This window comes from Streptomyces sp. NPDC006691, from assembly GCF_042869955.1.
Classification (GTDB): Bacteria; Actinomycetota; Actinomycetes; order Streptomycetales; family Streptomycetaceae; genus Streptomyces.
Genome location: NZ_JBIAGW010000003.1, coordinates 214,428 through 236,996, shown reverse-complemented (window position 1 = coordinate 236,996; position 22,569 = coordinate 214,428). Strand labels below are relative to the sequence as shown.

The following is a 22,569-nucleotide window of genomic DNA, read 5'->3' as shown; positions in this document are numbered from 1 at the left end:
GGGGATGGCCCCTGCCTCCCGGTTCCGGGTGGGCGGGTCAGCCGCGTGTCACCTGGAGGCCCTTGATGCCGTTCAGCCAGGCCGAACGCAGCCGGCGGGGGTCGCCCGCGAGGCGCAGGTCGGGCAGGACATCGGCGATCGCGTTGAAGATCAGGTTGATTTCGAGCACGGCCAGGGACTTGCCGAGGCAGAAGTGCGGGCCGCCGCCGCCGAAGCCGAGGTGCGGGTTGGGGTCGCGGGTGATGTCGAAGCGGTGCGGCTCCTCGAAGACCTCGGGGTCGTTGTTGGCCGAGGAGTAGAAGATGCCGACGCGGTCGCCCGCCTTGATCTTCTGGCCGCCCAGTTCGGTGTCCTGGGTCGCCGTGCGCTGGAAGGCGACCACGGGGGTCGCCCAGCGCACGATCTCCTCGGCGGCGGTCGCGGGGCGCTCGCGCTTGTAGAGCTCCCACTGCTCGGGGTGGGTCAGGAAGGCGTGCATGCCGTGGCTGATCGCGTTGCGGGTCGTCTCGTTGCCGGCCACCGCGAGCAGGATCACGAAGAAGCCGAACTCGTCCGAGAGCAGATTGCCCTCGCCCTCGGCCGCCACCAGCTGCGAGACGATGTCCTTGGCCGGGCACTCCTTGCGGGCCGCCGCGAGGTTCATCGCGTACGAGACCAGCTCCATCGCCGCCTCGGCGCCGATCTCCTCGGTGATCGCGTACTCCGGATCGTCGTACGCCGCCATCTTGTTGGACCAGTCGAAGATCTTGGTCCGGTCCTCCTGGGGGACGCCGATCAGCTCGGCGATGGCCTGGAGGGGGAGTTCGACGGCGATGTTGGTGACGAAGTCGAAGGCGCCGTCGTTCTTGCCGGCCTCCGCGAGCGCCGCGTCCACGATGGAGCGGGCGCGGTCGCGCAGGGCGCCCTCCAGGGAGCGGATCGCGCGCGGGGTGAAGCCGCGCTGGACGATCTGGCGGACCCGGGTGTGCTCGGGCGGGTCCATGTTCAGCATGATCAGCTTCTGGACGTCGATCTGCTCGCGGCTGATCGACTCGTTGAAGCGGATCACCGCGGTGTTGGTGTGGGAGGAGAACAACTCCGGGTGCGTGGACACGTACTTGACGTCGGCGTGCCGCGTCACCGCCCAGTAGCCGTCGTCCTGGAAGCCGGAGATGCCGGTCGGCTGGGCGCACCACCACACCGGGGCGGTCCCGCGCAGCTCGGCGAACTCCGGGTGCGGCACGCGGGATTGGAGCAGGTCCGGGTCGGTGAAGTCGAACCCGTCGGGCAGGTGGGGGCAACGCATCGGTCACTCCATGTCTGACGGTCCATCAGAAGTTGTCCGAAAGGTAGTAACGGGTTCTACAACAAGCAAGGCTCGCGGCAGCATCTGTTGCCACTGAACTCCCCACGCGGGGCGTGCACAACCCTTGCGTACCCGGGGTAGCTCTCATAAGACTGCACTCAGAACTAGAACGCGTATCAGTTCGTGGCCGTGCGGTGCCGGGACACCCAGCGGCTGTGTCAGGAGAGGACGAGCTCATGGCCGCGGAACCCGTCATCGTCGAAGCCGTACGCACGCCCATCGGCAAGCGCGGAGGCGCGCTCGCCAATCTGCACCCCGCCTATCTGCTCGGCGAGACCTACCGCGAACTCCTCGGCCGCACCGGCATCCACGCCGACTGCGTCGAGCAGATCGTCGGCGGTACGGTCACCCACGCCGGCGAACAGTCCATGAACCCGGCACGCAACGCCTGGCTCGCGGTGGGGCTGCCGTACGAGACCGCCGCGACCACCGTCGACTGCCAGTGCGGATCGTCGCAACAGGCGAGCCACATGGTCGCGAACATGATCGCGGCGGGGGTCATCGACGTCGGCATCAGCTGTGGCGTCGAGGCGATGTCACGGGTGCCGCTCGGCTCCGGGTCCAAGCACGGCCCGGGCAAGCCGTGGCCCGACGAGTGGAACGTGGACCTGCCCAACCAGTTCGAGGCGGCCGAGCGGATCGCCCGCAACCGGGGGCTGACCCGGGAGCGCGTCGACTCCCTCGGCCTGCTGTCGCAGGAGCGGGCGGCCACCGCATGGAGCGAGGAGCGCTTCAAACGGGAGACGTTCGCCGTGCAGGTGCCCACGACGGAAGAGGAGCAGGCGGCCGGGCAGGGGATGTGGCGGCTCGTCGACCGTGACGAGGGGCTGCGCGACACGACCATGGAGGCGCTCGGGCGGCTCAAGCCGGTCATGCCGACGGCGGTGCACACGGCGGGCAACTCCTCGCAGATCTCGGACGGTTCGGCCGCCATCATGTGGGCCTCCAAGCGGATGGCCCGCGCGCTGAAGCTCAAGCCGCGGGCGCGGATCGTGGCGCAGGCGCTCGTCGGATCCGACCCGCACTTCCACCTCGACGGGCCGATCGACGCGACGCGGGCCGTGCTCGGCAAGGCGGGCATGTCCCTGCGGGACATCGACCTCGTCGAGATCAACGAGGCGTTCGCCTCGGTGGTGTTGAGCTGGGCGCAGGTCTTCGAGCAGGACCTGGAGAAGGTGAACGTGAACGGGGGCGCGATCGCGCTCGGGCATCCGGTCGGGGCGACCGGGGCCCGTCTCATCGCGACGGCGTTGCATGAGCTGGAGCGGCGGGACAAGGAGTTCGCGCTGGTCACGATGTGTGCGGGTGGGGCGTTGGCCACGGCCACGATTGTGCAGCGGCTGTAGGTGCTCCCGCACCGGTGCCGCCGAGGGGCGTGGGGAACCGCGCGGCAGGCGGCCGGGATACGCGGGTGAAGGCGCACCCGCCGACGGCCGGAAACCAGGCGGTCGAAGAGCTGTCCCCCACCGGAGCATGCGCGGCCCGGCGCGTGCATGACCGCCCCGGCCGACCCCGGTACGGCACGCCGAATCCGTACCGGGGCGGGGCGTGGGCGTGGTGACTCCCGTGGTCCAAGATCGTTCGCCGTGCATGAACCACACCAAGCGAGCACTTGCCGCTCTCGTCCCCGCCGTGGCCGTACTGTCCGTGGCCGTCAGCGCACACGCGGCAGTGCGGCAGGCGGATCCCGTTCAGCCGGTCGGGCCCGGTACGCTGACGACTCTGTCGCACACCTACGTGGCCCTCGGCTCTCCTGCCGGTGTCCGCCGTACGGCGCGGCTCAGCCCGAATGACGCACTCGTCGTCGAAGCCATCCACACCGACGCGTGGAAGTAGCCGGAGGGCTACAGCGATCCCCAAGTCCGCGAAGTCCGTACGCCTCTTCGGTCCGCGGCAGCCGTGGCGCGGGATGCGAACACCGTCGTCCCCGTCCTCGCCACGGATGGACACCGGGCGCACCCGGTCCGCGTCCCCCTCGTCCGCCGGGGAATCGGCCCGTCCACCGGCATCGAACCGCTTCGCCCGTCGCCGACCACGTGAACGACCGTCCGGAGCAGGGCCTCTTGTCGCCGGGCCAGGGCCTGCCCGACGGATCGGGAGCGGTCGGGTGGGTGTGCCGATGGACCATCCGCACGCCTGGTCGTTAACGGAAAAGGGTGAAGGGGAAGGGAGGGCGTCCCGGTCCGGCGCCCCAGGCGGGTATGACGGGCCCCACCACGTTCGTCCATCGCCGGGAGCCCTCTTGAAAACCGCTAGGTGTGTGACCCTTCCGCTGATCCTCGGTCTGGCGTTGACCGCGGCCACGGCATCGACCTCCCTGGCCGCCCCCGCCCCGTCGCGCAACGGCCTCGCCGGCGTTCTCAGGTCGGTCACCCTGACCAACGCGGACAACGGCCATGCCGTGACCGTACGGGCCGGCGACGACATCAGGGTCCGGCTGACCGGCGGTCCCGCGCAGGGCGGCACATGGGCGTGGAGCGTGCCGGTGGCCGGCGACCCCGCCGCCCTGCACCGAAACCAGGGCGCCACGGCCCCGAACGGCGATGCCACCGCGGTCTTCCGCGCCGTGAAGACCGGCAGGAGCGACATCACCTCCACCGGACGGTGCGTCCCGAAGCCCGGGTCGCAGTGCCCCTCCGCGGTCCGGCAGTGGAAGGTCACCATCGAGGTCCAGTGACCACGGGCGCCCTGGCCGTCGCGGACCGGCTCGCCCCGGTGGGACCTTCCGTCCCGTTGGGGCAGCCCCGGCCGGCACGTCCCGCAGGGTGTTCGCCCACCACCGGGTGGGCTCGCGCTCCGGTACGGGCACGTTCGTGACCCGCGCCTCGGAGGTGGGGGCAAGCCCCCCTCGGAGGGGGGTCCAGGGCCCGTTCGGGGCGGGGGACCGCCGGATGTCCGCGGTGCGCGCGGATGCCTACCGTCGAAGCATGGTCAATATCGGCATCCGTATCTCCGCGGTAACCACCCTCCTCGCAGCGGGAGTTGGGGGCTACGCCCCCGCCGCCCAGGCCCAGCCGGCCGCCCGGGCGCACCCCGCCCGGGCCCAGCCGGCCGCCCACCGCGGCGACCTCGTCTCGGTCGAGGACGTGTCCACCCGCACCCCCACCCAGGTCTCCGCCTTCCTCACGTCGGCCGGCATCGACAGCGCCCAGGTCCGCTACGGCGTACGCGGATACCGGCTCACGTACCGCACCATCACCCCGCAGGGCAGCCGCACCACCGCCACCGGCCTGCTCGTGCTGCCCGACGACGGGCGCCACACCCGGCTCGATCTCGTCGCGGACACCCACGGCACCATGGTCGACCGCGACTACGCGCCCTCCGTCGGCGAGGACGACGGCCGGCTCTCGCCGTATCTGCACGCCTCGGCCGGGCGGGCCGTCGCCGCGCCCGACTATCTGGGGCTCGGCAAGGGGCCGGGGCGGCACCCGTACATGGACACCGCCTCCGCCGTGTCCGCCTCGCTCGACATGCTGCGCGCCACCCGCACGGCCGCCCGCGAGCTGGGGCGCCCGCTGACCGGGGACGTCTACGGGACCGGGTTCTCGCAGGGCGGCCAGGTCGCCATGGCGCTCGGCCGGGCGCTGAGCCGGGGCGCGGACACCCACTTCCGGCTGAAGGCGCTCGCGCCGGTCTCGGGGCCGTACGACATCGCGGGACAGGAGCTGCCCGCACTCTTCGACGGGCGGGTGAACGACACCAGCGGGGTGCTGTACATGGCGTACTGGCTCACCGCGCAGAACAGGCTGCGCCCCTTGTACGGAGACACGGGGAACGCCTTCCGGGAGCCGTACGCCCGGGTCGTCGAGGAGCTCCTGGACAGCCACCACACCACGGAGGAGGTACTCGGGGCGCTGCCCGGCACGGTGCAGGAGATGCTCACGCCGGAGTTCTACGCACGGCTCCAGCACCCCCGCGGCGCCCTGCTCGACGCCCTGCGGGACAACGACCACACCTGCGACTGGAAGCCCGACGTGCCGGTGCGGCTCTACACCGCGAGCGGCGACACCGACGTCCCGATCGGCAACACGCTCAGCTGCGCCCGGCAGCTGGCCGCACACGGGAAGAAGGCCCCGGTGGCCGACCAGGGAGCGGTCGGCCACGACGGGGCCTTCAAGAAGTCGGTGCCGCGGATCGTGCGGCTCTTCGACTCCGTTGCCGGTACGGCTCAGTACCAGCTGTTCTGCTGCCAGAAGTTCCAGGCGCCGCACGGGCTGCCGTAGCGGTCGTTCATGTAGTTCAGGCCCCACTTGATCTGGGTGGCCGGGTTGGACTTCCAGTCGGCACCGGCGGAGGCCATCTTCGAACCGGGCAGGGCCTGGACCAGGCCGTAGGCGCCGGAGGAGGAGTTGGTGGCGGACGGGTTCCAGCCGGACTCGTGGGTCACGATCTTGCTGAAGCACTGGAACTGGTCGGACGGCATCATCTGCTGCGCGATCGCCTGGGCGCTCGTCGGTGCGGCCTGGGCCGGGACGGCGGCCATGGCGATGCCGGAGGCGGCCAGCAGCGTGGCGCCGGCGGCGGCGATGGACTTCTTGCGAGCGGAGATGCGGGCGGCGAAAGACAACGCGAAACCTAACGTCGGGGACATGGGGGTCGCACTCCGCCGGAGGTTCAAGGACCTCCTTGGCGAGGGAACCCGATGTGAGTGGCCCGTGTGTGGACCGTGCGGTTCCGGCGACTCGAACAGTTGTAACCGGGTCCCCGGGAGGTCCGCAATCACCCCATTTACTAGTGGGAGTCGCATGGGGGGTGGAACGTCCCCGGGGGTGTAAGGGATGCATAAGTCCAGGTCAACGTGGCTGCGGAGGGGCCTCTGGATCATGGCCGTGGGCCCCTATTCCGCCTCGTAGAGGACGAAGGTCCTGTGGGGCGCCTCACCCCGGAGGGACCCTTTTCAGGCCTCGAATGTGACCTGGGCCTCGAAGGCGGCACGCCTCGTCGCGCGTCGCAGTGCCTTGAGGACGGTCGCACCGAGCGTCAGGGTCAGCACCACGGTGAGCGCCGCCCGACCCAGGTCCCAGCCGAGCGAGGTGGCCGCGCAGTACGTGAAGAAGCGGACCAGGTTCTCGGACAGCGGGGCGCCGGGGTGGAAGGAGACGCCCGAGGACATCCCGCCGATGAAGGTCCAGCCCTGAAGGTTCATGACCGTCCCGTACGCGAACGAGGCGAGGGCGCCGTAGAAGGCGAGCAGGACCAGTTCGGCCCGGCCGCGCAGGCGGTGCGGGCCCGGCAGCAGGCCGGCGCCCATCGTGAACCAGCCCATCGCGAGCATCTGGAACGGCATCCACGGGCCGACCCCGCCGGTCAGCAGGGCGGACGCGAACATCGTCACCGAGCCGAGCACGAAGCCGAAGCCCGGCCCGAGGACCCGGCCGCTCAGCACCATCAGGAAGAACATCGGCTCCAGGCCCGCCGTGCCCGCGCCCAGCGGGCGCAGCGAGGCCCCGACCGCGGCCAGCACGCCGAGCATCGCGACGGCCTTGGCGTCCATGCCGTCGTCCGCGATCGTGGCGACCACCACACCCACCAGGAGCGGGAGCAGCGCGGCGAAGAGCCAGGGGGCGTCCTGGGCGTGGGCGAGACCGGAGTCGGCGTCGGCGAGCAGCGGCCAGCCGAAGGCCGCGATGCCGATGAGGGTGATGAGGGAGAGGGCCACCACCGCGCGGGGGCCCAGGCGGATGGCCCGGGCCGCCTTCGTGACGTCCCGGCTCGTGCGGCTCGTAGGGCTTGTGCGGTTCGTGCGGCTCACGCCCGTGGCGTTCGTGCGGCTCATGAAAGGGCCTCGCGCACCTGCGCGACGGTGAGCCAGTGCTGGGGGGCCAGGACCTTGGCGACCTGGGGGGCGAAGGCCGGCGAGGAGACGACCACCTCGGCGGTCGGGCCGTCCGCGACGACCTCGCCGCCCGCCAGGATCACCACCCGGTGGGCGAGTTCGGCGGCCAGCTCCACGTCATGGGTGGCGAGCACGATCGCGTGCCCCTCGGCGGCGAGTGCGCGCAGCACGGTGACCAGGCGGGCCTTGGCCGCGTAGTCCAGGCCGCGGGTCGGCTCGTCCAGGAGGAGCAGGGGAGGCCTGCCGGTCAGGACGATCGCCAGCGCGAGGGCGAGGCGCTGGCCCTCGGACAGGTCGCGGGGGTGCGTGTCGTCCGCTACGCCGGGAAGCAGCGTGGACACCAGCTCGCGGCAGGTTCCCGGGGCAGCCCCGGCGTCCTGGTCCGCGGCGGCGCACTCCGCGGCGACGGTGTCGGCGTACAGGAGGTCGCGCGGCTCCTGGGGTACGAGGCCGACCTCCCGGATCAGTTCGCGCGGCGGGGTGCGGTGCGGGGTGCGGCCGGCCACCGTCACCGAGCCCGAGGTGGGCTCGATCATGCCGACGAGGGTGGCGAGGAGGGTGGACTTGCCGGCGCCGTTGCGGCCCATCAGGGCGATGGTCTCGCCCGGGGCGACGGTCAGGTCCACGCGGCGCAGGGCCTCCACCCGGCCGCGTCGCACGCCGAGGGCGGTGGCGGTGGCCGGCGCCGTTGTGGCGGGGGTGCCGGGGTGCCCCGGCGGGCGGCGGAAGAGGGCGGCGAGGGTGCGCCGCGCCGCCGCGGGCCGAGGGGCGGCCACCGGCGGCTCGGTGCCTTCGGCGGTGGGCGCGCAGGGTGCGAGCGTTGAGAGCCGGTCGCGCAGCGGGCCCGCCATGCGGCGGGCGTCCCGTACGGAGAGCGGGAGCGGGTTCCACTTCGCGAGGCGGCCCAGGGCCACCACCGGGGGCTGGACAGGGGAGACGCGCATGATGTCGGCGGGGGTGCCGAGGAGCGGGGGCTCGCCGGGGGAGGGGAGCAGGATCACCTGGTCCGCGTACTGGATCACCCGCTCCAGGCGGTGCTCGGCCAGCAGGACCGTCGTGCCGAGGTCGTGCACGAGGCGCTGGAGGACCGAGAGGACGTCCTCCGCGGCGGCCGGGTCGAGTGCCGACGTCGGTTCGTCCAGGACCAGGACCTTCGGGTGCGGGGTGAGGACCGAGCCGATCGCGACCCGCTGCTGCTGGCCGCCGGAGAGGGTGGCGATGGGGCGGTCGCGCAGTTCGGCGAGGCCCAGCAGGTCGAGGGTCTCCTCGACCCGACGGCGCATCACGGCGGGGGCGAGCCCCAACGACTCCATGCCGTAGGCGAGTTCGTCCTCGACGGTGTCGGTGACGAAGTGCGCCAGCGGATCCTGGCCCACCGTGCCGACCAGGTCGGCGAGTTCACGCGGTTTGTGGGTGCGGGTGTCGCGGCCGTCCACCGTGACCCGGCCGCGCAGGGTGCCCCCGGTGAAGTGCGGGACGAGCCCGGAGACCGTGCCGAGGAGGGTCGACTTGCCGACTCCGGACGGGCCGACGAGCAGGACCAACTCGCCCTCGGGGACGGTCAGTTCGACTCCCCGTACGGTCGGCTCCGGCGTGGAGTCGTAGGTGACCGAGACGTTCTCGAACCGGATCACGCGGACTCCTTCGGTGGCGCGGGCGGCGCGGGCGGCGCGGGTGGTACGGGTGATGCGGCCGGTACGGGTGCGACGAACGCGGGGAGCAGGCCGGCGAGCAGGGAGAGCGCGGGCCACAGGGGCAGGGCCGGTGCGCTCAGGGGGACGACCCCGAGGGTCAGGGCGTCCGGTGCGTACGTACCCGCCCAGAGCATCAGCGCCGCGACCATCGCGCCGGAACCCGCCACCAGCCAGGACCGGGCGCCCCAGCGGTCGGGCCGGTAGCGGGTGCGGAGCTGGCGGCGGCCGCCGAGCCGGAGCCCGGCGAGGGAGGCGGCCAGCCCCGCCGCGAGGACGGGGATGCCGTACCCGGCACCTTCGGAGGCGAGCAGTCCGTAGGTCCCCGCGCAGACGCCGAGGAGACCGCCGAGGGTCAGGGCGGTGGTCAAGTGACGTACGGGGGTCGGTACTTGGGCGGTACGGCCGTAGCCGCGGGCGTCCATCGAGGCGGCCACCGCGACCGAGCGCTCCAGGGCGCCTTCGAGTACCGGCAGGCCGATCTGGGCGATCGCCCTGATACCGCCCGTGGGGCGGCCACGCAGCCGGCGCGCGGTCCGCAGCCGTACGACGTCGGCGACCATGTTCGGCGCGAAGGTCATCGCGACGACCACGGCGACGCCCGCCTCGTACAGCGCGCCCGGCAGGGACTTGAGGAGGCGGGCGGGGTTGGCGAGCGCGTTCGCCGCGCCCACGCAGATCAGCAGGGTGGCGAGCCGGGCGCCGTCGTACAACGCGAAGAGCATGCCCTCTGCGGTGACCCGGCCGCCGACGCGGATGCCCTTCGCCCAGTCGGGGAGCGGGAGTTGGGGCAGCGTGAACAGGGTGTGGCTGCCGGGGATCGGTGAACCGAGGACCAGGTTGAAGACGAGTCGGATGCCGACCACGAACAGGCCGATCTTGATGAACGCGGTGTAGGACCGGGCCCAGGGGGCGTCGGTCTTGCGGGCGGCCACGACGTATCCGGCGACCCCGACGAGGAGGCCGAGCAGGAGGGGGTTGTTCGTGCGCGACGCGGCCGTGGCGAGCCCGAGCGCCCAGAGCCACCAGGCGCCGGGGTGCACGGCGTTGCTCCGGCTCGCGACGGGCGCGGCCGGCGTCCGCCTCCGGCGGGGGGAACGGCGTGCGGGCGCGGACCGCTGGGTGAACGCCCGGCCTCCGGCCGGGCTGGGTTCCCCGCCCGCACCCGTACCCGCTTCCGGCCCGTGCTCGGCCTCCTCGTTCCGGGGTGGCATCGCCGGGTCAGTCTCCCCGGCGACGGCGGCGGGCCTGCCAGACCGCCGCCCCGCCCAGGGCGAGGACCGCGGCCGCTCCGGCCAGGAGTCCTACCGAGGGGCCCGAGCCCGGGGTGTCCTGCTTGGCGGGCGGCGCGCTCGCCGCCGGGCCGTCCACCTGCTCGCCGCACCCTGTGCGCGGGTAGCCCCCGATCGCGCACAGCAGGGCCGCGCTGTTGTAGCGCAGCGGCTTCGCCACGGCGGCCAGGGCGTCGGCGGTGGTGGCGTCCGGGGAGACCTGGGCGCAGGCGGTGCGCGGGGCGGGCGGGGTCTCGCCCGGGGCCGCGTCCTGGGGCGTGCCGAAGTCGATGACGAGCGCGACTCGCTTCGTGTCGTCCCTGGTCGGCGTCGTACCGCAGACCGCCTCGAAGGACGGTGCCGTACGCGGCTGGGTGGCGTCCTTGGAGTCCGCGCTCACCGCGAAGCGGAAGCCCTCCACCGAGCCGTCGCCGGGGTGCGCGGACGCCGGGCCCTGGGTGGCGTACGTCCAGGCGACGCCCGTCAGGTCCCAGAACGACCAGTACCGGTAGCCCGCCGCCTGCGCGGGACCCGCGGCGGTGGCGAGGAGCACCACGGCGAGGAGCAGCGCGGCGAACGAGGCGAGTCGCGTCCGCATCACAGCTGCTGGTTCTTCTTGCGGCCGCTGATCAGGAAGCCGACGCCGATGCCGGCGACCAGGCCGACGCCGACGATCCACCAGACCGAGATGCCGTCGTTCTTCTCGGACGACGACTTCGGCTTGGACGCGTCGGCCGGGGCGGACGACGTGGCCGTGGCCCGGGGGCCCGTCGCGTTCAGGGAGTCGACCAGGTTCACTCCGCCGAAGTTCGTCGGGTCGGCACCGGTCGCGTCCGCGGCGAAGATGAGCTGGGCGTAGGCGGCGGGGCCGCTCTCCTTGGCCCAGGCGGTGGCGTTCTTGGCGAGCCAGTCGGCGGACGCCTTCGCCTGCTGGGACAGCCCGTCGGCGGCGAGGGCGACGACCGCGTCCGCGGTGTTGCCGAAGTCGGGCTGACTTTCGGCGCCCGGCATCGCGGACTTCAGGAACCCGGTCGGGGCCAGCGTCCTGGCGAGGTAGGCGGCACCGTTGTGCGCGGCCTGCTCGGGCGTGGTGGCCTTCTCGCAGGCGGTGCCCTTGGCATCGGCGGGGCCGGCGGTCGCGGTCAGGCCCTTGCCGAGCGAGCCGGTCACCGCGGCGGCCGTCGCGTCCGCGTTGGCGTACAGCTTCCCGGTCTTCAGGTCGCCCTGGTAGGCGAAGGCGCCGCCGCCGGAGGGGTCGTCGCAGGGCAGCGCGAAGGCGAGCAGGCCGTCGAACGGGGACTTGCCGCCCTTGGCCGACTTGACCTCGGCCGGCTTCTCGCCCGCGGCGGCGAGTGCGCCGATGACGATCGCGGTGGAGTTGGCGTCGCTCTTCGAGCCGGGGTTGTAGGCCCAGCCGCCGTCGTCGTTCTGGACCGACTTCAGCCAGCCGGTGCCCTTCTTCACCGCGTCGTCGTGCCCGCCGAGCGCGACCAGTGCCTGGACGGCGGCCGAGGTGGCGTTGGTGTCGAGCATCGCCTTGGGGTCGCACGGCTTGGCCGGGTCCGCACGGAACGCGGTGAAGGCGCCGCTCTCGCACTGCTGGCCGGTGAGCCAGGTGACGGCCTGGCCGGCGGGCCTGACGCCCGTCTTCTCCTGGGCGAGGAAGGCGAGGGACTGCCGGAAGACGCCGTCGTACTGGGGGTCCTTGGTTCCGTACAGGCCCGGCGGGACCGCCGCGGGGGACGGCGTGCCGTCGGCGAATGCGGCCGGGGCGACGCCGCCCAGGACGGCGGTGGCGGCGGCGAGCGCTGCGGCGCAGCGGCGTACGGTCATGGCGGGCGGTGCCTCTCCTGCGGGGGGCGCGGGCACGGGCGCGCGCTGGCACCCGGCTCGGGCCCCGTATACCTCGACGGTGCGGGTCACCTGCGGTGTGCGGGTGACGTGTGAGCCGGTCATGCGGTGACGGGGCGTTCCGGCTTGCCACCCGGGGTGGCTTCACGGCTGCGGGTCAGCGCCGGGTTTGCACCGGCTTTCCCCCGTACGGGGCATGACGACGACCCGCCCACCCTACCCGGAGGGTGAACGACCCCCGGGCTCCGCCCCAGACCCCGTTCGCCCCTCAAGAGCGCTCGCCCTCAGACTCCGCCAAGGCCTCAACGGCCAGGGGGGACCGCCATGACGGGCTGCGGGTGCCCCGGTACCGGGCCACCCGCAGGGGCGCGGGGAGCCGCGCGAAGGGGCTGGGCGGGGACAGAACCGGGGTCGGGGGCGGCGCCCCAGACCAGCCGGACCAGCCGGAGCCGGACCGCTAGACCGAGCGGAACCGGACCACCCCGCCCCCCGGCACCCGCTCGACCCGCCCGAGCTTCTCCAGGCGCCGCACATGCGCCTCCGCCTCCGAGACCGCGATCGTGCGCGACCCGTACGGAATCTCCGACCAGGGCCGGTTCCACTCCATCCGTTCCGCCAGCTCCCACGGTGTGAGGGGGACGGCGAGGAGGGACAGCAGACCCGTCAGCCGGTCCTCGTGGTGGGTCAGGAGCTCGCGGACCCGCGCCCCCGCCGTGGTGAACGCGTGCTGGTGCGCGGGCAGGACCTCGGCGACCGAGAGTCGGCCGACGCGTTCGAGGGAGTCGAGGTAGTCGCCGAGCGGGTCGGTCTCGACGGCGTCGTCGGGGTCCTCGTACAGGCCGATGTGCGGAGTGATCCCGGGCAGCAGGTGGTCGCCGCTGAACAGGCGCCCGTTGCCGGGCAGCCCCGAGGGGTGCTCCTCCTCCAGGTGCAGGCAGACGTGGCCCGGCGTGTGACCCGGAGTCCAGATCGCGCGGAGCCGGCGCCCGGCCAGCGGCAGCAGGTCGCCCGGCACGATCTCGCGGTCGGGCAGCGCGGCCCGCAGCCCCGGCAGGGTCCGCATGCGTCCGGACGTACGGGCCTCGCGGAGCGGGGCGAGATGCTCCTCCGGGGCGCCGACCGCCGTGAGCTTGGCGCACAGGTAGTCCAGCCAGACGCCCGGTCGGGCCTCCCGGGTGCGGCGCACCACGGCGGCGTCCGCCGCGTGCATCGCGATCCACGCGCCGGAGGCGTCCCGGACCTGGCCGGAGAGGCCGTGGTGGTCGGGGTGGTGGTGGGTGATCACGACCCCGTGCACGGCGGAGACGTCCGTGCCGAGGGCCCGCAGGCCGGCGGCCAGGGTGTCCCAGGAGTCCGGGTCGTCCCAGCCGGTGTCGACGAGCACCGGGCCCCGGTCGGTGTCGACGAGGTGGACCAGGGTGTGGCCGAGCGGGTTGTCCGGGATCGGCACCTTGATGGAGTGGACCCCGCCCCCGTGGTCGGTCACCTGAGGGGCGGCCGCCTCAGGAGCGGTCGGCTCGGGCGAGGCCGCCTCGGGCGCGGCCGGCTCCCGCGCCGGCTCCTGTGCCCGTTCCCGCGTCGGCTCCTGTGCCCGTTCCCGTGCTGGCTCCTGCGGCATGGGGTCCTCGTCTCTCCGGATCCGTGACTCCGGGTCCCTGTGCGGCCGGCCGGCGCACACCCGGTCGAGTGGCACGCCCCCGGTCACTATAACTAGAACTGGTTACAGTGGGTGCCCGGCTCGGCCGACTCTCCGGTGATCAAGTCGGCCCGGGCGCGCATTCCCCACCTCGTCCCGGCCGTGGACTCCTCCAACTAGAACTGGTATCAGTTCTGAAACAACGTCAGGCCACAGCGAAGCCCGCGCCGCAGGAGGCACCAGGCATGACCGAGCTCGTGGAACACGGACAGCTTTTCATCGGCGGGGAGTTGACCGACCCGCTCGGCTCCGACGTCATCGAGGTGATCTCACCCCATACCGAGCAGGTCATCGGCCGCGTGCCGCACGCCTCCCGGGCCGACGTGGACCGGGCCGTGGCCGCCGCGCGCCGGGCCTTCGACACCGGACCCTGGGCGCGGGCCACGCCCGAGGAGCGCATCGAGGTGGTGTCCCGGATCAAGGACGCCATCCTCGTGCGGCACGAGGAGATCGCCCGGTCCATCAGCTCCCAGAACGGCTCCCCGTACTCCTGGAGCGTGCTCGCCCAGGCGCTCGGCGCGATGATGGTCTGGGACTCGGCGATCACCGTGGCCCGCCAATTCCGTTACGAGGAAAGGCGGTCGGGCGCCCTCGGCCCGCTCCTCGTGCGGCGCGAGCCGGTCGGCGTGGTCGCGGCCGTGGTGCCGTGGAACGTCCCGCAGTTCGTGGCGGCGGCCAAACTCGGGCCCGCGCTGCTCACCGGCTGCTCGGTGATCCTCAAGCCGTCCCCCGAGTCACCCCTCGACTCCTACATCCTCGGCGAGATCGCGGCCGAGGCGGGCCTGCCGGAAGGGGTGCTGTCCATCCTGCCCGCGGACCGCGAGGTCAGCGAGTACCTCGTCGGGCACCCCGGCGTCGACAAGGTGTCCTTCACGGGTTCCGTCGCGGCCGGCAAACGCGTGATGGAGGTCGCCGCGCGCCACCTCACCCGCGTCACCCTGGAGCTCGGCGGCAAGTCGGCCGCGGTGATCCTGCCGGACGCCGACCTCGAAGCGACCGTCGCGGGCGTCGTCCCGGCCGCCTGGATGAACAACGGGCAGGCCTGCGTGGCCCAGACCCGCATCCTGGCTCCGCGCAGCCGCTACGAGGAGATCGCCGAGGCGTTCGCCGCCGCCGCGGGCGCGCTCGTGGTGGGGGACCCGCTGAACGCGGCCACCCAGGTCGGCCCGCTGGTCGCCGAGCGGCAGCGGCAGCGCTCGCTGGACTACATCAGGATCGGGCAGGAGGAAGGCGCCAAGATCCTCACCGGGGGCGGGCGTCCGGCCGGTCTCGACCGGGGCTGGTACGTCGAGCCGACCCTCTTCGGAGACGTCGACAACACGATGCGCATCGCCCGCGAGGAGATCTTCGGGCCGGTCATCTGTCTGCTGCCGTACGGGGACGAGGCCGAGGCGCTCAGGATCGCCAACGACTCCGAGTACGGGCTCAGCGGCAGCGTGTGGACCGGGGACGTCGAGCACGGCATTGACTTCGCGCGCTCGGTGCGCACCGGCACCTTCAACGTCAACACCTTCAGCCTCGACATGCTGGGCCCGTTCGGCGGCTACAAGTCCTCCGGTCTGGGGCGGGAGTTCGGGCCCGAGGGCTTCGGCGAGTACCTGGAGCACAAGATGATCCACCTGCCCGCCGGACACGGGGGCGAGTGATGGGCGACCGCTGGCACGTCGAGGTCGACCGGAGCGTGTGCATCGGATCCGGCATGTGCGTGGGCCACGCCCCGGCCGGGTTCGAGCTCGACTCCGCACGTCAGTCCCACCCCCGCACCCCCGACACCGACGCCAACGAACAGATCCTGGCCGCCGCCGAGGGCTGCCCGGTGGAGGCCATCCTGATCACCCTGCTCGACTCCCGGGAACCGGTGTTCCCTCCGGAGGACTAACCCCCTCCGGGGGATCAGCCCCCCTCGGAGGGCACAGGGGACCGTGTCTCCCCCGGGGGAGACCCCCGCGCGGGGACGGGGGCGCTACCCCTTGGGCGGAACGGCACCCGGGGCCGTGAGGTCGATCAGTTTGCAGACCGTTTCGATGTCGATCTTGACCTGGGCGATGGACGCCCGGCCGGAGAGCCAGGTGATCAGGGCCGAGTGCCAGGTGTGCTCGATGACCCGGACCGCCGAAAGCTGCTCAGGGGTGGGGTGCTCAAGTCCCATCGCGTCCAGGATGATCGCCGTGGTCTGCCGCGAGACCGTGTCTACCTCGGGGCTCACCGAGCGGTCCGCGAAGGTGAGGGCGCGCACCATCGCGTCCGCCAGGTGCGGCTCGCGCTGGAGCGCGCGGAAGGCCCGCATGAGGGTCTCGGCCACCCGCTCGGCCGAGCCGGCGCCGGACGGCGGATGCTTGCGCAGGGTGCCGTGCAGATGCTGGAGCTGGTCCTGCATCGTGGCGACCAGGAGATGGATCTTGGAAGGGAAGTAGCGGTACAGCGTGCCGAGCGCGACCCCCGCGGCCTCGGCCACCTCACGCATCTGCACCGCGTCGAAGCCGCCGCGGCTGGCCAGCTGGGCGCTCGCGTGCAGGATGCGACGGCGCCGGGCCTCCTGGCGTTCCGTCAGGGGAGGGGTGGCCGGGGTGGCCGCCTTGGCTTCCGCTGTCATGTGTCCCGTTCCGTTTGTCCGGTTCTCTGCCACGGTGTTCGGCGGCCCAGCATGGCAGGGGCCCCGTCGTGGCGCGAATCACCTGATCCGGCTCTTACAGTCGCGCTACCTGCCGGTAGATTCGATGCTCCTTGAGTGATCGAAGTACGCTCAAGAAGGACCAAGTCTGGAACTTGTTCTAGATTAGCGCGAGCGGTTACGCTCCGGCGAAACGCAGTGATGAAGGGGGCCGCGTGTGACCGCTGAGGCCATCGAGGCAAGCCCCCGCGCCGGGGGCGCCGACCGTGCGGGCGAGCGCCCGCTGCGGATCGCGCTGCTCACCTACAAGGGGAACCCGTTCTGCGGCGGCCAGGGCGTCTACGTCCGCCACCTCTCGCGCGAACTCGCCCGGCTCGGGCACTCCGTGGAGGTCATCGGAGCGCAGCCCTACCCCGTGCTCGACGAGGGGGTCCCGCTCACCGAGCTGCCCAGCCTCGACCTGTACCGCTCGCCCGATCCGTTCCGCACGCCCGCCAAGGACGAGTACCGGGACTGGATCGACCGCCTTGAGGTCGCCGCCATGCGCACCGGCGGGTTCCCGGAGCCGCTCACCTTCTCGCTGCGCGCGCGGCGCCATCTGGCCGCCCGCCGTGGCGAGTTCGACGTCGTCCACGACAACCAGACGCTCGGCTACGGCCTGCTCGGTGACGTCGGCGCGCCCCTGGTGACCACGATCCACCACCCCATCACCGTCGACCGCCGGCTCGAACTGGACGCGGCGCCCGACTGGAAGCGCCGCGCCTCGGTGCGCCGCTGGTACGGCTTCACCCGGATGCAGAAGCGGGTCGCCCGCCGGCTTCCGTCGGTGCTCACCGTCTCCGGCACCTCCAAGGGCGAGATCGTCGACCACCTCGGCGTGCGCGAGGACCGCATCGAGGTCGTGCACATCGGCGCCGACACCACCCTGTGGTCGCCGGACCCGGCCGTCGCCGAGGTGCCCGGCCGGATCGTGACCACCTCCAGCGCGGACGTGCCCCTCAAGGGCCTGGTCTTCCTCGTCGAGGCCCTCGCCAAGCTGCGCACCGAGCACCCGGCGGCCCACCTCGTGGTCGTCGGCAAGCGGGCCGAGGACGGGCCGGTCGCCCACGCCATCGAGAAGTACGGGCTCGGTGACGCCGTCCAGTTCGTCAAGGGCATCACCGACGCCGAGCTCGTCGACCTCGTACGCTCGGCGCAGATCAGCTGTGTGCCCTCGCTGTACGAGGGCTTCTCGCTGCCCGCCGCCGAGGCCATGGCGACCGGCACCCCGCTGCTCGCCACGACCGGCGGGGCCATCCCCGAGGTCGCCGGCACCGACGGCGAGACCTGCCTCGCGGTGCCGCCCGGCGACGCGGGGGCACTGGCCGCCGGGCTCGCGCGCCTGCTCGGGGACCCCGACCTGCGGGCCAGCCTCGGCGCGGCCGGCCGCGAGCGGGTCCTGGAACGCTTCACCTGGGCCCGCGCCGCCCGGGGCACCGCCGAGCTCTACCGCGAGGCCATCGAGGCGCAGGGCCGTACGGCCCGGAAGCCCGCCAGGTGACCGGGCGCCCCGCGCCCACGACTACCGGCCGCTCCGTGGCCACAGGTGTTCTCCATCGGAAAGGGCAGACCCCGTGCTGACCGTCGACTTCTCCCGCTTCCCGCTCGCCCCGGGCGACCGCGTGCTCGACCTGGGCTGCGGCGCGGGCCGGCACGCCTTCGAGTGCTACCGGCGCGGCGCCCAGGTCGTGGCGCTGGACCAGAACGGCGAGGAGATCCGCGAGGTCGCCAAGTGGTTCGCCGCGATGAAGGAGGCGGGCGAGGCACCCGAGGGGGCCACCGCCACGGCGATGGAGGGCGACGCGCTCAACCTGCCCTTCCCCGACGAGTCCTTCGACGTCGTGATCATCTCCGAGGTCATGGAGCACATCCCGGACGACAAGGGCGTGCTCGCCGAGATGGTCCGCGTCCTGCGGCCCGGCGGCCGCATCGCGGTGACCGTGCCGCGCTACGGGCCCGAGAAGGTCTGCTGGGCGCTGTCCGACGCGTACCACGAGGTCGAGGGCGGCCACATCCGCATCTACAAGGCGGACGAGCTCATCGGCAAGATGAAGCAGGCGGGACTCAAGCCGTACGGCTCCCACCACGCGCACGCGCTGCACTCGCCGTACTGGTGGCTCAAGTGCGCCTTCGGCGTGGACAACGACAAGGCGCTGCCGGTGAAGGCGTACCACCAGCTCCTGGTCTGGGACATCATGAGGACGCCCGGCATCAGCACCGTCACCCGGCTCGCCGAGCGGGCCCTCAACCCGGTCGTCGGCAAGAGCTTCGTGGCGTACGCGACCAAGCCGCACCTGCCCGTGGGCGCCGCCAAGTGACCTCTCCGGAGCGCACCGAACACCTCGTCCTGCCCGGGGTTCTGACGGTGCATCAGGCCGGGCAGACGGTGGCGGCGCTGCTCGCCGCGCAGCGCCCCGACGGCGCCATCCCCTGGTTCCGCGGCCACCACCTGGACCCCTGGGACCACACCGAGGCCGCGATGGCGCTGGACGCGGCGGGCGAACACGCCGCCGCCGAGCGCGCCTACGACTGGCTCGCCCGGCACCAGAACGACGACGGGTCCTGGTACGCCGCCTACCAGGACGGCGAGCACGACCGGGTCACCGACCGCTGCCGCGAGTCCAACTTCGTCGCCTACATCGCGGTCGGGGTCTGGCACCACTACCTCGCCACCGGCGACGACACCTTCCTCGACCGGATGTGGCCCAAGGTCTTCGCGGCCGTCGAGTGGGTCCTGGCGCTCCAGCAGGGCGGCGGGCAGATCGGCTGGAAGCGCGAGGCGGACGGCACCGCCGTCACCGACGCGCTGCTCACCGGCAGCTCCTCGGTCCACCACGCCCTGCGCTGCGCGCTCGCCATCGCCGAACAGCGCGAAGAGCCGCAGCCCGACTGGGAGTTGGCGGCCGGCGCGCTCGCGCACGCCATCCAGCACCACCCCGAGCGCTTCCTCGACAAGTCCCGCTACTCGATGGACTGGTACTACCCGGTCCTCGGCGGCGCCCTCACCGGCGTCGAGGCCAAGGCCCGTATCGACGCGATGTGGGACGACTTCGTGGTGCCCGGCCTCGGGGTGCGCTGTGTGCTGCCCAACCCGTGGGTCACCGGCGGCGAGAGCTGTGAGCTGGCGCTCGCGCTGTGGGCGACCGGCGAGTCCGACCGGGCCCTTGAGGTCCTCCAGTCCATCCAGCACCTGCGCGACCCCGCGACGGGCCTGTACTGGACGGGGTACGTCTTCGAGGGCAACCGCGCGGTGTGGCCCGAGGAGCTCACGACGTGGACGGCGGGCTCGCTGCTGCTCGCGGTGGCGGCCCTCGGCGGCGACGAGGCGACCGGGGCGGTCTTCGGCGGCGAGCGGCTCCCCAGGGGGCTCGCGCCCTACTGCTGCGGGTAGGACGGGCCCGTACGGCAGCGGGGAACTGTCGCCGCGGCTGGGGGAGACCCGTACGGGAACGCCTTGCCGCCACTGGGACGGGACCCGTACGGAGTCGCCCGAGTGGCGCAGTGCGGTGGGCCGGGTGAGGCTGCCGGGGAGGCCGACACATCCCCCGGAGGTCATCGTGCCCACTACGTTCCCCATCCGCCGCATAATCGTGGCGGTCGTCCTGTCCTGCGCCGTCCTGGTGTCGACGACCGCCTGCGGAGGAGAGACCAGGTCCACCCAGCGCGCCGCGCTCACCGCGGCCGAGAGCACCCCCTCGCCGACCGCGTCGGCCGAGCGGCAGAAGCTCGCCAAGACCCGCTTCGTCGCCAACGCCGGACTCGCCGCGGGCGCCGCCTATCAGTGGATCATCAAGCCGTACAAGGCGGGCAAGTTCAAGAAGGGCGCGAAGGGCCGTACGTTCGCCCTCGTCAAGGCCGGTCTCGCCGGTGCCTTCACGTACAACCGGCTGAAGGCGGCGACCGAGAACGCCAAGGGCGACCCGCTGCTCTCGAAGGCCGTGGCGCCCCTCACCTCGGGCATCGACTCGCTCAAGAACCTGGGCGGCAAGCTGCGCAAGGGCGACGCGAACGACAGTGACGTCGGCATGTTCGAGAACATGATCAACGGCGTCAAGGACGCGGGCCAGAAGGCGGGTGCGCCGGTCAAGGACCAGGTGCCCTCCGCGGGCCAGCTCGCCGGCGGCTGACGCCGCGCGGCTAGGAGTTCAGCTCCGCCAGCGTGCGCAGCGTCAAGGGGTCCGGTGAGGTGACCAACAGGTCCGTCACCGGGCCCTTGCGCCACAACTCCAGGCGTTCCGCGATGCGTTGGCGCGGGCCCACCAGGGAGATCTCGTCGGCGAAGGCGTCCGGCACGGCGAGCACCGCCTCCTCGCGGCGGTCCGCGAGGAACAGCTCCTGGATGCGGCGGGCGGCGTCCTCGTACCCCATGCGCGCCATCAGGTCGGCGTGGAAGTTGCGGGCCGCGTGGCCCATGCCGCCGATGTAGAAGCCCAGCATCGCCTTGACCGGGAGCAGTCCCTCGGCGATGTCGTCGCAGACATGGGCGCGCACCATGGGGGCCACCAGGAATCCCTCGCGCAGCTCCGTCAGCGAGGCCTCGTAGACGCCCGTGCGGGTCGGCGACCAGTACAGGGGGAGCCAGCCGTCCGCGATGCGGGTGGTCTGGGCGATGTTCTTGGGGCCCTCGGCGCCCAGGAGTACGGGGATGTCCGGGCGCAGGGGATGGGTGATGGCCTTGAGGGGCTTGCCCAGACCCGTACCGCCCGGGCCCGCGTAGGGATGCGCGTGGAAACGGCCGTCGAGCTCCACCGGGCCCTCGCGGCGCAGCACTTGGCGGATCACGTCCACGTACTCGCGGGTCGCGGTGAGCGGGCTGGACGGGAACGGCCGGCCGTACCAGCCCTCCACCACCTGCGGCCCCGAGAGCCCGAGGCCCAGCATCATCCGGCCGCCCGACAGGTGGTCCAGGGTGAGGGCGTGCATGGCGGTGGCGGTGGGGGTGCGCGCGGCCATCTGCGCGACCGCGGTGCCGAGCCGGATGCGGGAGGTGTGCGCGGCGATCCAGGTCAGCGGAGTGAAGGCGTCCGAGCCCCAGGCCTCCGCGGTCCACACCGAGTGGTAGCCCAACTCCTCGGCCGAGCGGGCGAGTTCGAGGTGATCGGGGTGGGGGCCGCGCCCCCAGTAGCCGAGTGCGAGTCCCAGGCGCATGTGGCGTCCCCTCCCAGTGAACCTGACGATCCGTCAGGGGACTGTAGGCCAACGGCCCCCCGCCCGGAAGGGGCGGGGGGCCGTCGGAACGCCGCGGGGTGATCAGCCGCGCTGGATGCCGGTGGTGTCCTGGAGGACGCCGCGGCGGCCGTCCTGCGTCTGGGCGACCAGACCGGGACCGCGCTGGTCCACGGCCAAGTACCAGGTGCCGGGGGCCAGTTCGGCGATCGGGGTGGGCGAGCCGTCCTCCGCGTACAGCGGGCGGGCGACGGGGACCGCGAACCAGAACGGGGCGAAGTCACCGGCCGGGGCGGCCGCGGCGGGCTGCGCCTGGCTGTCCTTGTTCGGCTCGGCGACGGCCGGCGCCTGCGCGCCGAACGGCTGGGCCTGGGCCTGGGCGTGCGGGTGCCCGCCGAGGCTCGGGTCGCCGGGCTGTGCGCCGTAGGGCTGCTGGGCCGCGCCGGGGTAGCCGTAGCCACCGGCCGGCTGGGCGGCGCCCGGGTAGCCGTAGGGCTGCGGGGCGGCGGGCTTCGGGGCACCCATCAGCGGCGCCTTGAGCGCGGCCACCAGCGGAGTGGCGACGGCTGCCGCGGCCAGCACGAGCGCGGCGATCAGGCCGAGGATCAGGCCGGCGCCGGAGCCGTGGGCGTCGATGACCGTCCAGAACGCGGTCCACGCGGCGAAGACCGTGAACGCGACGCCGAACTGCGTGAGGTCCAGGCCCGCGATCTGCTTGGGCTGCGGCAGCGAACGACCGACGACGACCAGGACCGCACCGATGATGCCCGCGAGGAACATGCTCATCAGGAGCGAGAGCGAGTCCCAGGCGTTCGGCGCTTCGATGCTCGGGCAGAACTGGCCGGAGCAGCTCGGAGCGGATGTGAGATTCAGGAACGAGGCGATGAACAGCACCACCGCTGCACCGATCACCACGCCGTCGCCTCGTGTGAGGGAGCGGATGTTCACGTAAAAGTCCTCTTTTGTGTCGTCTCGTCGGGGCGGTCATCGCTGCCGCCGGTGTACGTGCACACGGCGTGAAGCTCTAGGTGGTTCCCCCTGTGCGGATGAATCTATCGTCTGG

At 72.7% G+C, this 22,569-nt stretch carries 21 protein-coding genes and 1 riboswitch; of the genes, 10 read left to right on the top strand and 11 right to left on the bottom strand.

The features are described 5' to 3' along the window. Positions 1–37: 37 nt before the first annotated feature. A complete protein-coding gene (locus ACFYNP_RS07840; protein ID WP_388783596.1) occupies positions 38–1,285 on the bottom strand; it encodes a cytochrome P450 in 1,248 nt (415 codons plus the stop codon). 236 nt (positions 1,286–1,521) lie between these two features. Here ACFYNP_RS07840 and ACFYNP_RS07835 point away from each other — a divergent pair, with 236 nt between their 5' ends. The 4 genes from ACFYNP_RS07835 (at position 1,522) to ACFYNP_RS07820 (ending at position 5,568) form a co-directional block, all read left to right on the top strand. Then, positions 1,522–2,691, top strand: a complete 1,170-nt coding sequence (locus tag ACFYNP_RS07835; protein WP_388407977.1) for a steroid 3-ketoacyl-CoA thiolase — start codon at positions 1,522–1,524, stop codon at positions 2,689–2,691. Positions 2,692–2,935: 244 nt separating this feature from the next. Beyond that, positions 2,936–3,181 (top strand): hypothetical protein, encoded by a 246-nt coding sequence (locus ACFYNP_RS07830; protein WP_388783593.1) that lies wholly within the window; start codon positions 2,936–2,938, stop codon positions 3,179–3,181. Between the two features lie 424 nt (positions 3,182–3,605). Then, positions 3,606–4,022, top strand: a complete 417-nt coding sequence (locus ACFYNP_RS07825; protein ID WP_388783590.1) for a hypothetical protein — start codon at positions 3,606–3,608, stop codon at positions 4,020–4,022. 250 nt (positions 4,023–4,272) lie between these two features. Beyond that, positions 4,273–5,568, top strand: a complete 1,296-nt coding sequence (locus tag ACFYNP_RS07820; protein WP_388783587.1) for an alpha/beta hydrolase — start codon at positions 4,273–4,275, stop codon at positions 5,566–5,568. Here the strand turns inward: ACFYNP_RS07820 and ACFYNP_RS07815 are convergent. From ACFYNP_RS07815 to ACFYNP_RS07785, 7 genes are all read right to left on the bottom strand, one after another. Continuing rightward, positions 5,514–5,936, bottom strand: a complete 423-nt coding sequence (locus ACFYNP_RS07815; RefSeq protein WP_388407985.1) for a lytic transglycosylase domain-containing protein — start codon at positions 5,934–5,936, stop codon at positions 5,514–5,516. The genes ACFYNP_RS07820 and ACFYNP_RS07815 overlap by 55 nt on opposite strands. Before the next feature lie 306 nt (positions 5,937–6,242). Next, complete coding sequence (locus ACFYNP_RS07810; RefSeq protein WP_388783584.1) at positions 6,243–7,121, bottom strand: ECF transporter S component; 879 nt, start codon at positions 7,119–7,121, stop codon at positions 6,243–6,245. Then, entirely contained in the window at positions 7,118–8,815 is a 1,698-nt protein-coding gene (locus ACFYNP_RS07805; protein ID WP_388783581.1) for an ABC transporter ATP-binding protein, read from the bottom strand. Before ACFYNP_RS07805 ends, ACFYNP_RS07810 begins: the two co-directional genes overlap by 4 nt. Beyond that, on the bottom strand, positions 8,812–10,086 hold the full coding sequence (locus tag ACFYNP_RS07800; protein WP_388783578.1) for an energy-coupling factor transporter transmembrane component T: 1,275 nt from the start codon (positions 10,084–10,086) through the stop codon (positions 8,812–8,814). The genes ACFYNP_RS07805 and ACFYNP_RS07800 overlap by 4 nt, the downstream gene beginning before the upstream one ends. A 7-nt stretch (positions 10,087–10,093) precedes the next feature. Then, positions 10,094–10,741: an SCO2322 family protein gene (locus ACFYNP_RS07795; protein ID WP_388783575.1), complete on the bottom strand. Its 648-nt coding sequence runs from the start codon at positions 10,739–10,741 to the stop codon at positions 10,094–10,096. Beyond that, the gene (locus ACFYNP_RS07790) at positions 10,741–11,976 is read right to left on the bottom strand and encodes a prenyltransferase/squalene oxidase repeat-containing protein (RefSeq protein ID WP_388783573.1); all 1,236 of its coding nucleotides are present in this window, start codon (positions 11,974–11,976) and stop codon (positions 10,741–10,743) included. The genes ACFYNP_RS07795 and ACFYNP_RS07790 overlap by 1 nt, the downstream gene beginning before the upstream one ends. A gap of 113 nt (positions 11,977–12,089) precedes the next feature. Next, a riboswitch (cobalamin riboswitch) is annotated at positions 12,090–12,225 on the bottom strand. A gap of 226 nt (positions 12,226–12,451) precedes the next feature. Continuing rightward, positions 12,452–13,612, bottom strand: coding sequence for an MBL fold metallo-hydrolase (locus tag ACFYNP_RS07785; protein WP_388783570.1), 1,161 nt, complete (start codon positions 13,610–13,612; stop codon positions 12,452–12,454). A gap of 263 nt (positions 13,613–13,875) precedes the next feature. Between ACFYNP_RS07785 and ACFYNP_RS07780 the strand changes: the two genes are divergently transcribed. Both ACFYNP_RS07780 and ACFYNP_RS07775 read left to right on the top strand, forming a co-directional pair. Beyond that, positions 13,876–15,336: an aldehyde dehydrogenase gene (locus ACFYNP_RS07780; protein ID WP_388783567.1), complete on the top strand. Its 1,461-nt coding sequence runs from the start codon at positions 13,876–13,878 to the stop codon at positions 15,334–15,336. Then, positions 15,336–15,569, top strand: coding sequence for a ferredoxin (locus ACFYNP_RS07775; RefSeq protein WP_100576763.1), 234 nt, complete (start codon positions 15,336–15,338; stop codon positions 15,567–15,569). Before ACFYNP_RS07780 ends, ACFYNP_RS07775 begins: the two co-directional genes overlap by 1 nt. Positions 15,570–15,653: 84 nt before the next feature. Here the strand turns inward: ACFYNP_RS07775 and ACFYNP_RS07770 are convergent, their stop codons facing one another. Continuing rightward, a complete protein-coding gene (locus ACFYNP_RS07770; RefSeq protein WP_388408006.1) occupies positions 15,654–16,283 on the bottom strand; it encodes a TetR family transcriptional regulator in 630 nt (209 codons plus the stop codon). A gap of 235 nt (positions 16,284–16,518) precedes the next feature. Here ACFYNP_RS07770 and ACFYNP_RS07765 point away from each other — a divergent pair, with 235 nt between their 5' ends. From ACFYNP_RS07765 to ACFYNP_RS07750, 4 genes are all read left to right on the top strand, one after another. Then, positions 16,519–17,841, top strand: a complete 1,323-nt coding sequence (locus tag ACFYNP_RS07765) for a glycosyltransferase family 4 protein (RefSeq protein ID WP_388783564.1) — start codon at positions 16,519–16,521, stop codon at positions 17,839–17,841. Between the two features lie 73 nt (positions 17,842–17,914). Further along, positions 17,915–18,658 (top strand): class I SAM-dependent methyltransferase, encoded by a 744-nt coding sequence (locus ACFYNP_RS07760; protein WP_388408011.1) that lies wholly within the window; start codon positions 17,915–17,917, stop codon positions 18,656–18,658. Next, the gene (locus ACFYNP_RS07755; RefSeq protein WP_388408014.1) at positions 18,655–19,731 is read left to right on the top strand and encodes a prenyltransferase; all 1,077 of its coding nucleotides are present in this window, start codon (positions 18,655–18,657) and stop codon (positions 19,729–19,731) included. Before ACFYNP_RS07760 ends, ACFYNP_RS07755 begins: the two co-directional genes overlap by 4 nt. Before the next feature lie 166 nt (positions 19,732–19,897). Further along, positions 19,898–20,467 (top strand): hypothetical protein, encoded by a 570-nt coding sequence (locus ACFYNP_RS07750; protein ID WP_388408016.1) that lies wholly within the window; start codon positions 19,898–19,900, stop codon positions 20,465–20,467. Between the two features lie 10 nt (positions 20,468–20,477). Here ACFYNP_RS07750 and ACFYNP_RS07745 read toward each other — a convergent pair whose 3' ends face one another. Together ACFYNP_RS07745 and ACFYNP_RS07740 are read right to left on the bottom strand one after the other, a co-directional pair. Next, a complete protein-coding gene (locus tag ACFYNP_RS07745; protein ID WP_388783561.1) occupies positions 20,478–21,488 on the bottom strand; it encodes an LLM class F420-dependent oxidoreductase in 1,011 nt (336 codons plus the stop codon). A 102-nt stretch (positions 21,489–21,590) separates the two neighbouring features. Further along, the gene (locus tag ACFYNP_RS07740; protein WP_388408020.1) at positions 21,591–22,454 is read right to left on the bottom strand and encodes a hypothetical protein; all 864 of its coding nucleotides are present in this window, start codon (positions 22,452–22,454) and stop codon (positions 21,591–21,593) included. Positions 22,455–22,569: the final 115 nt, after the last annotated feature.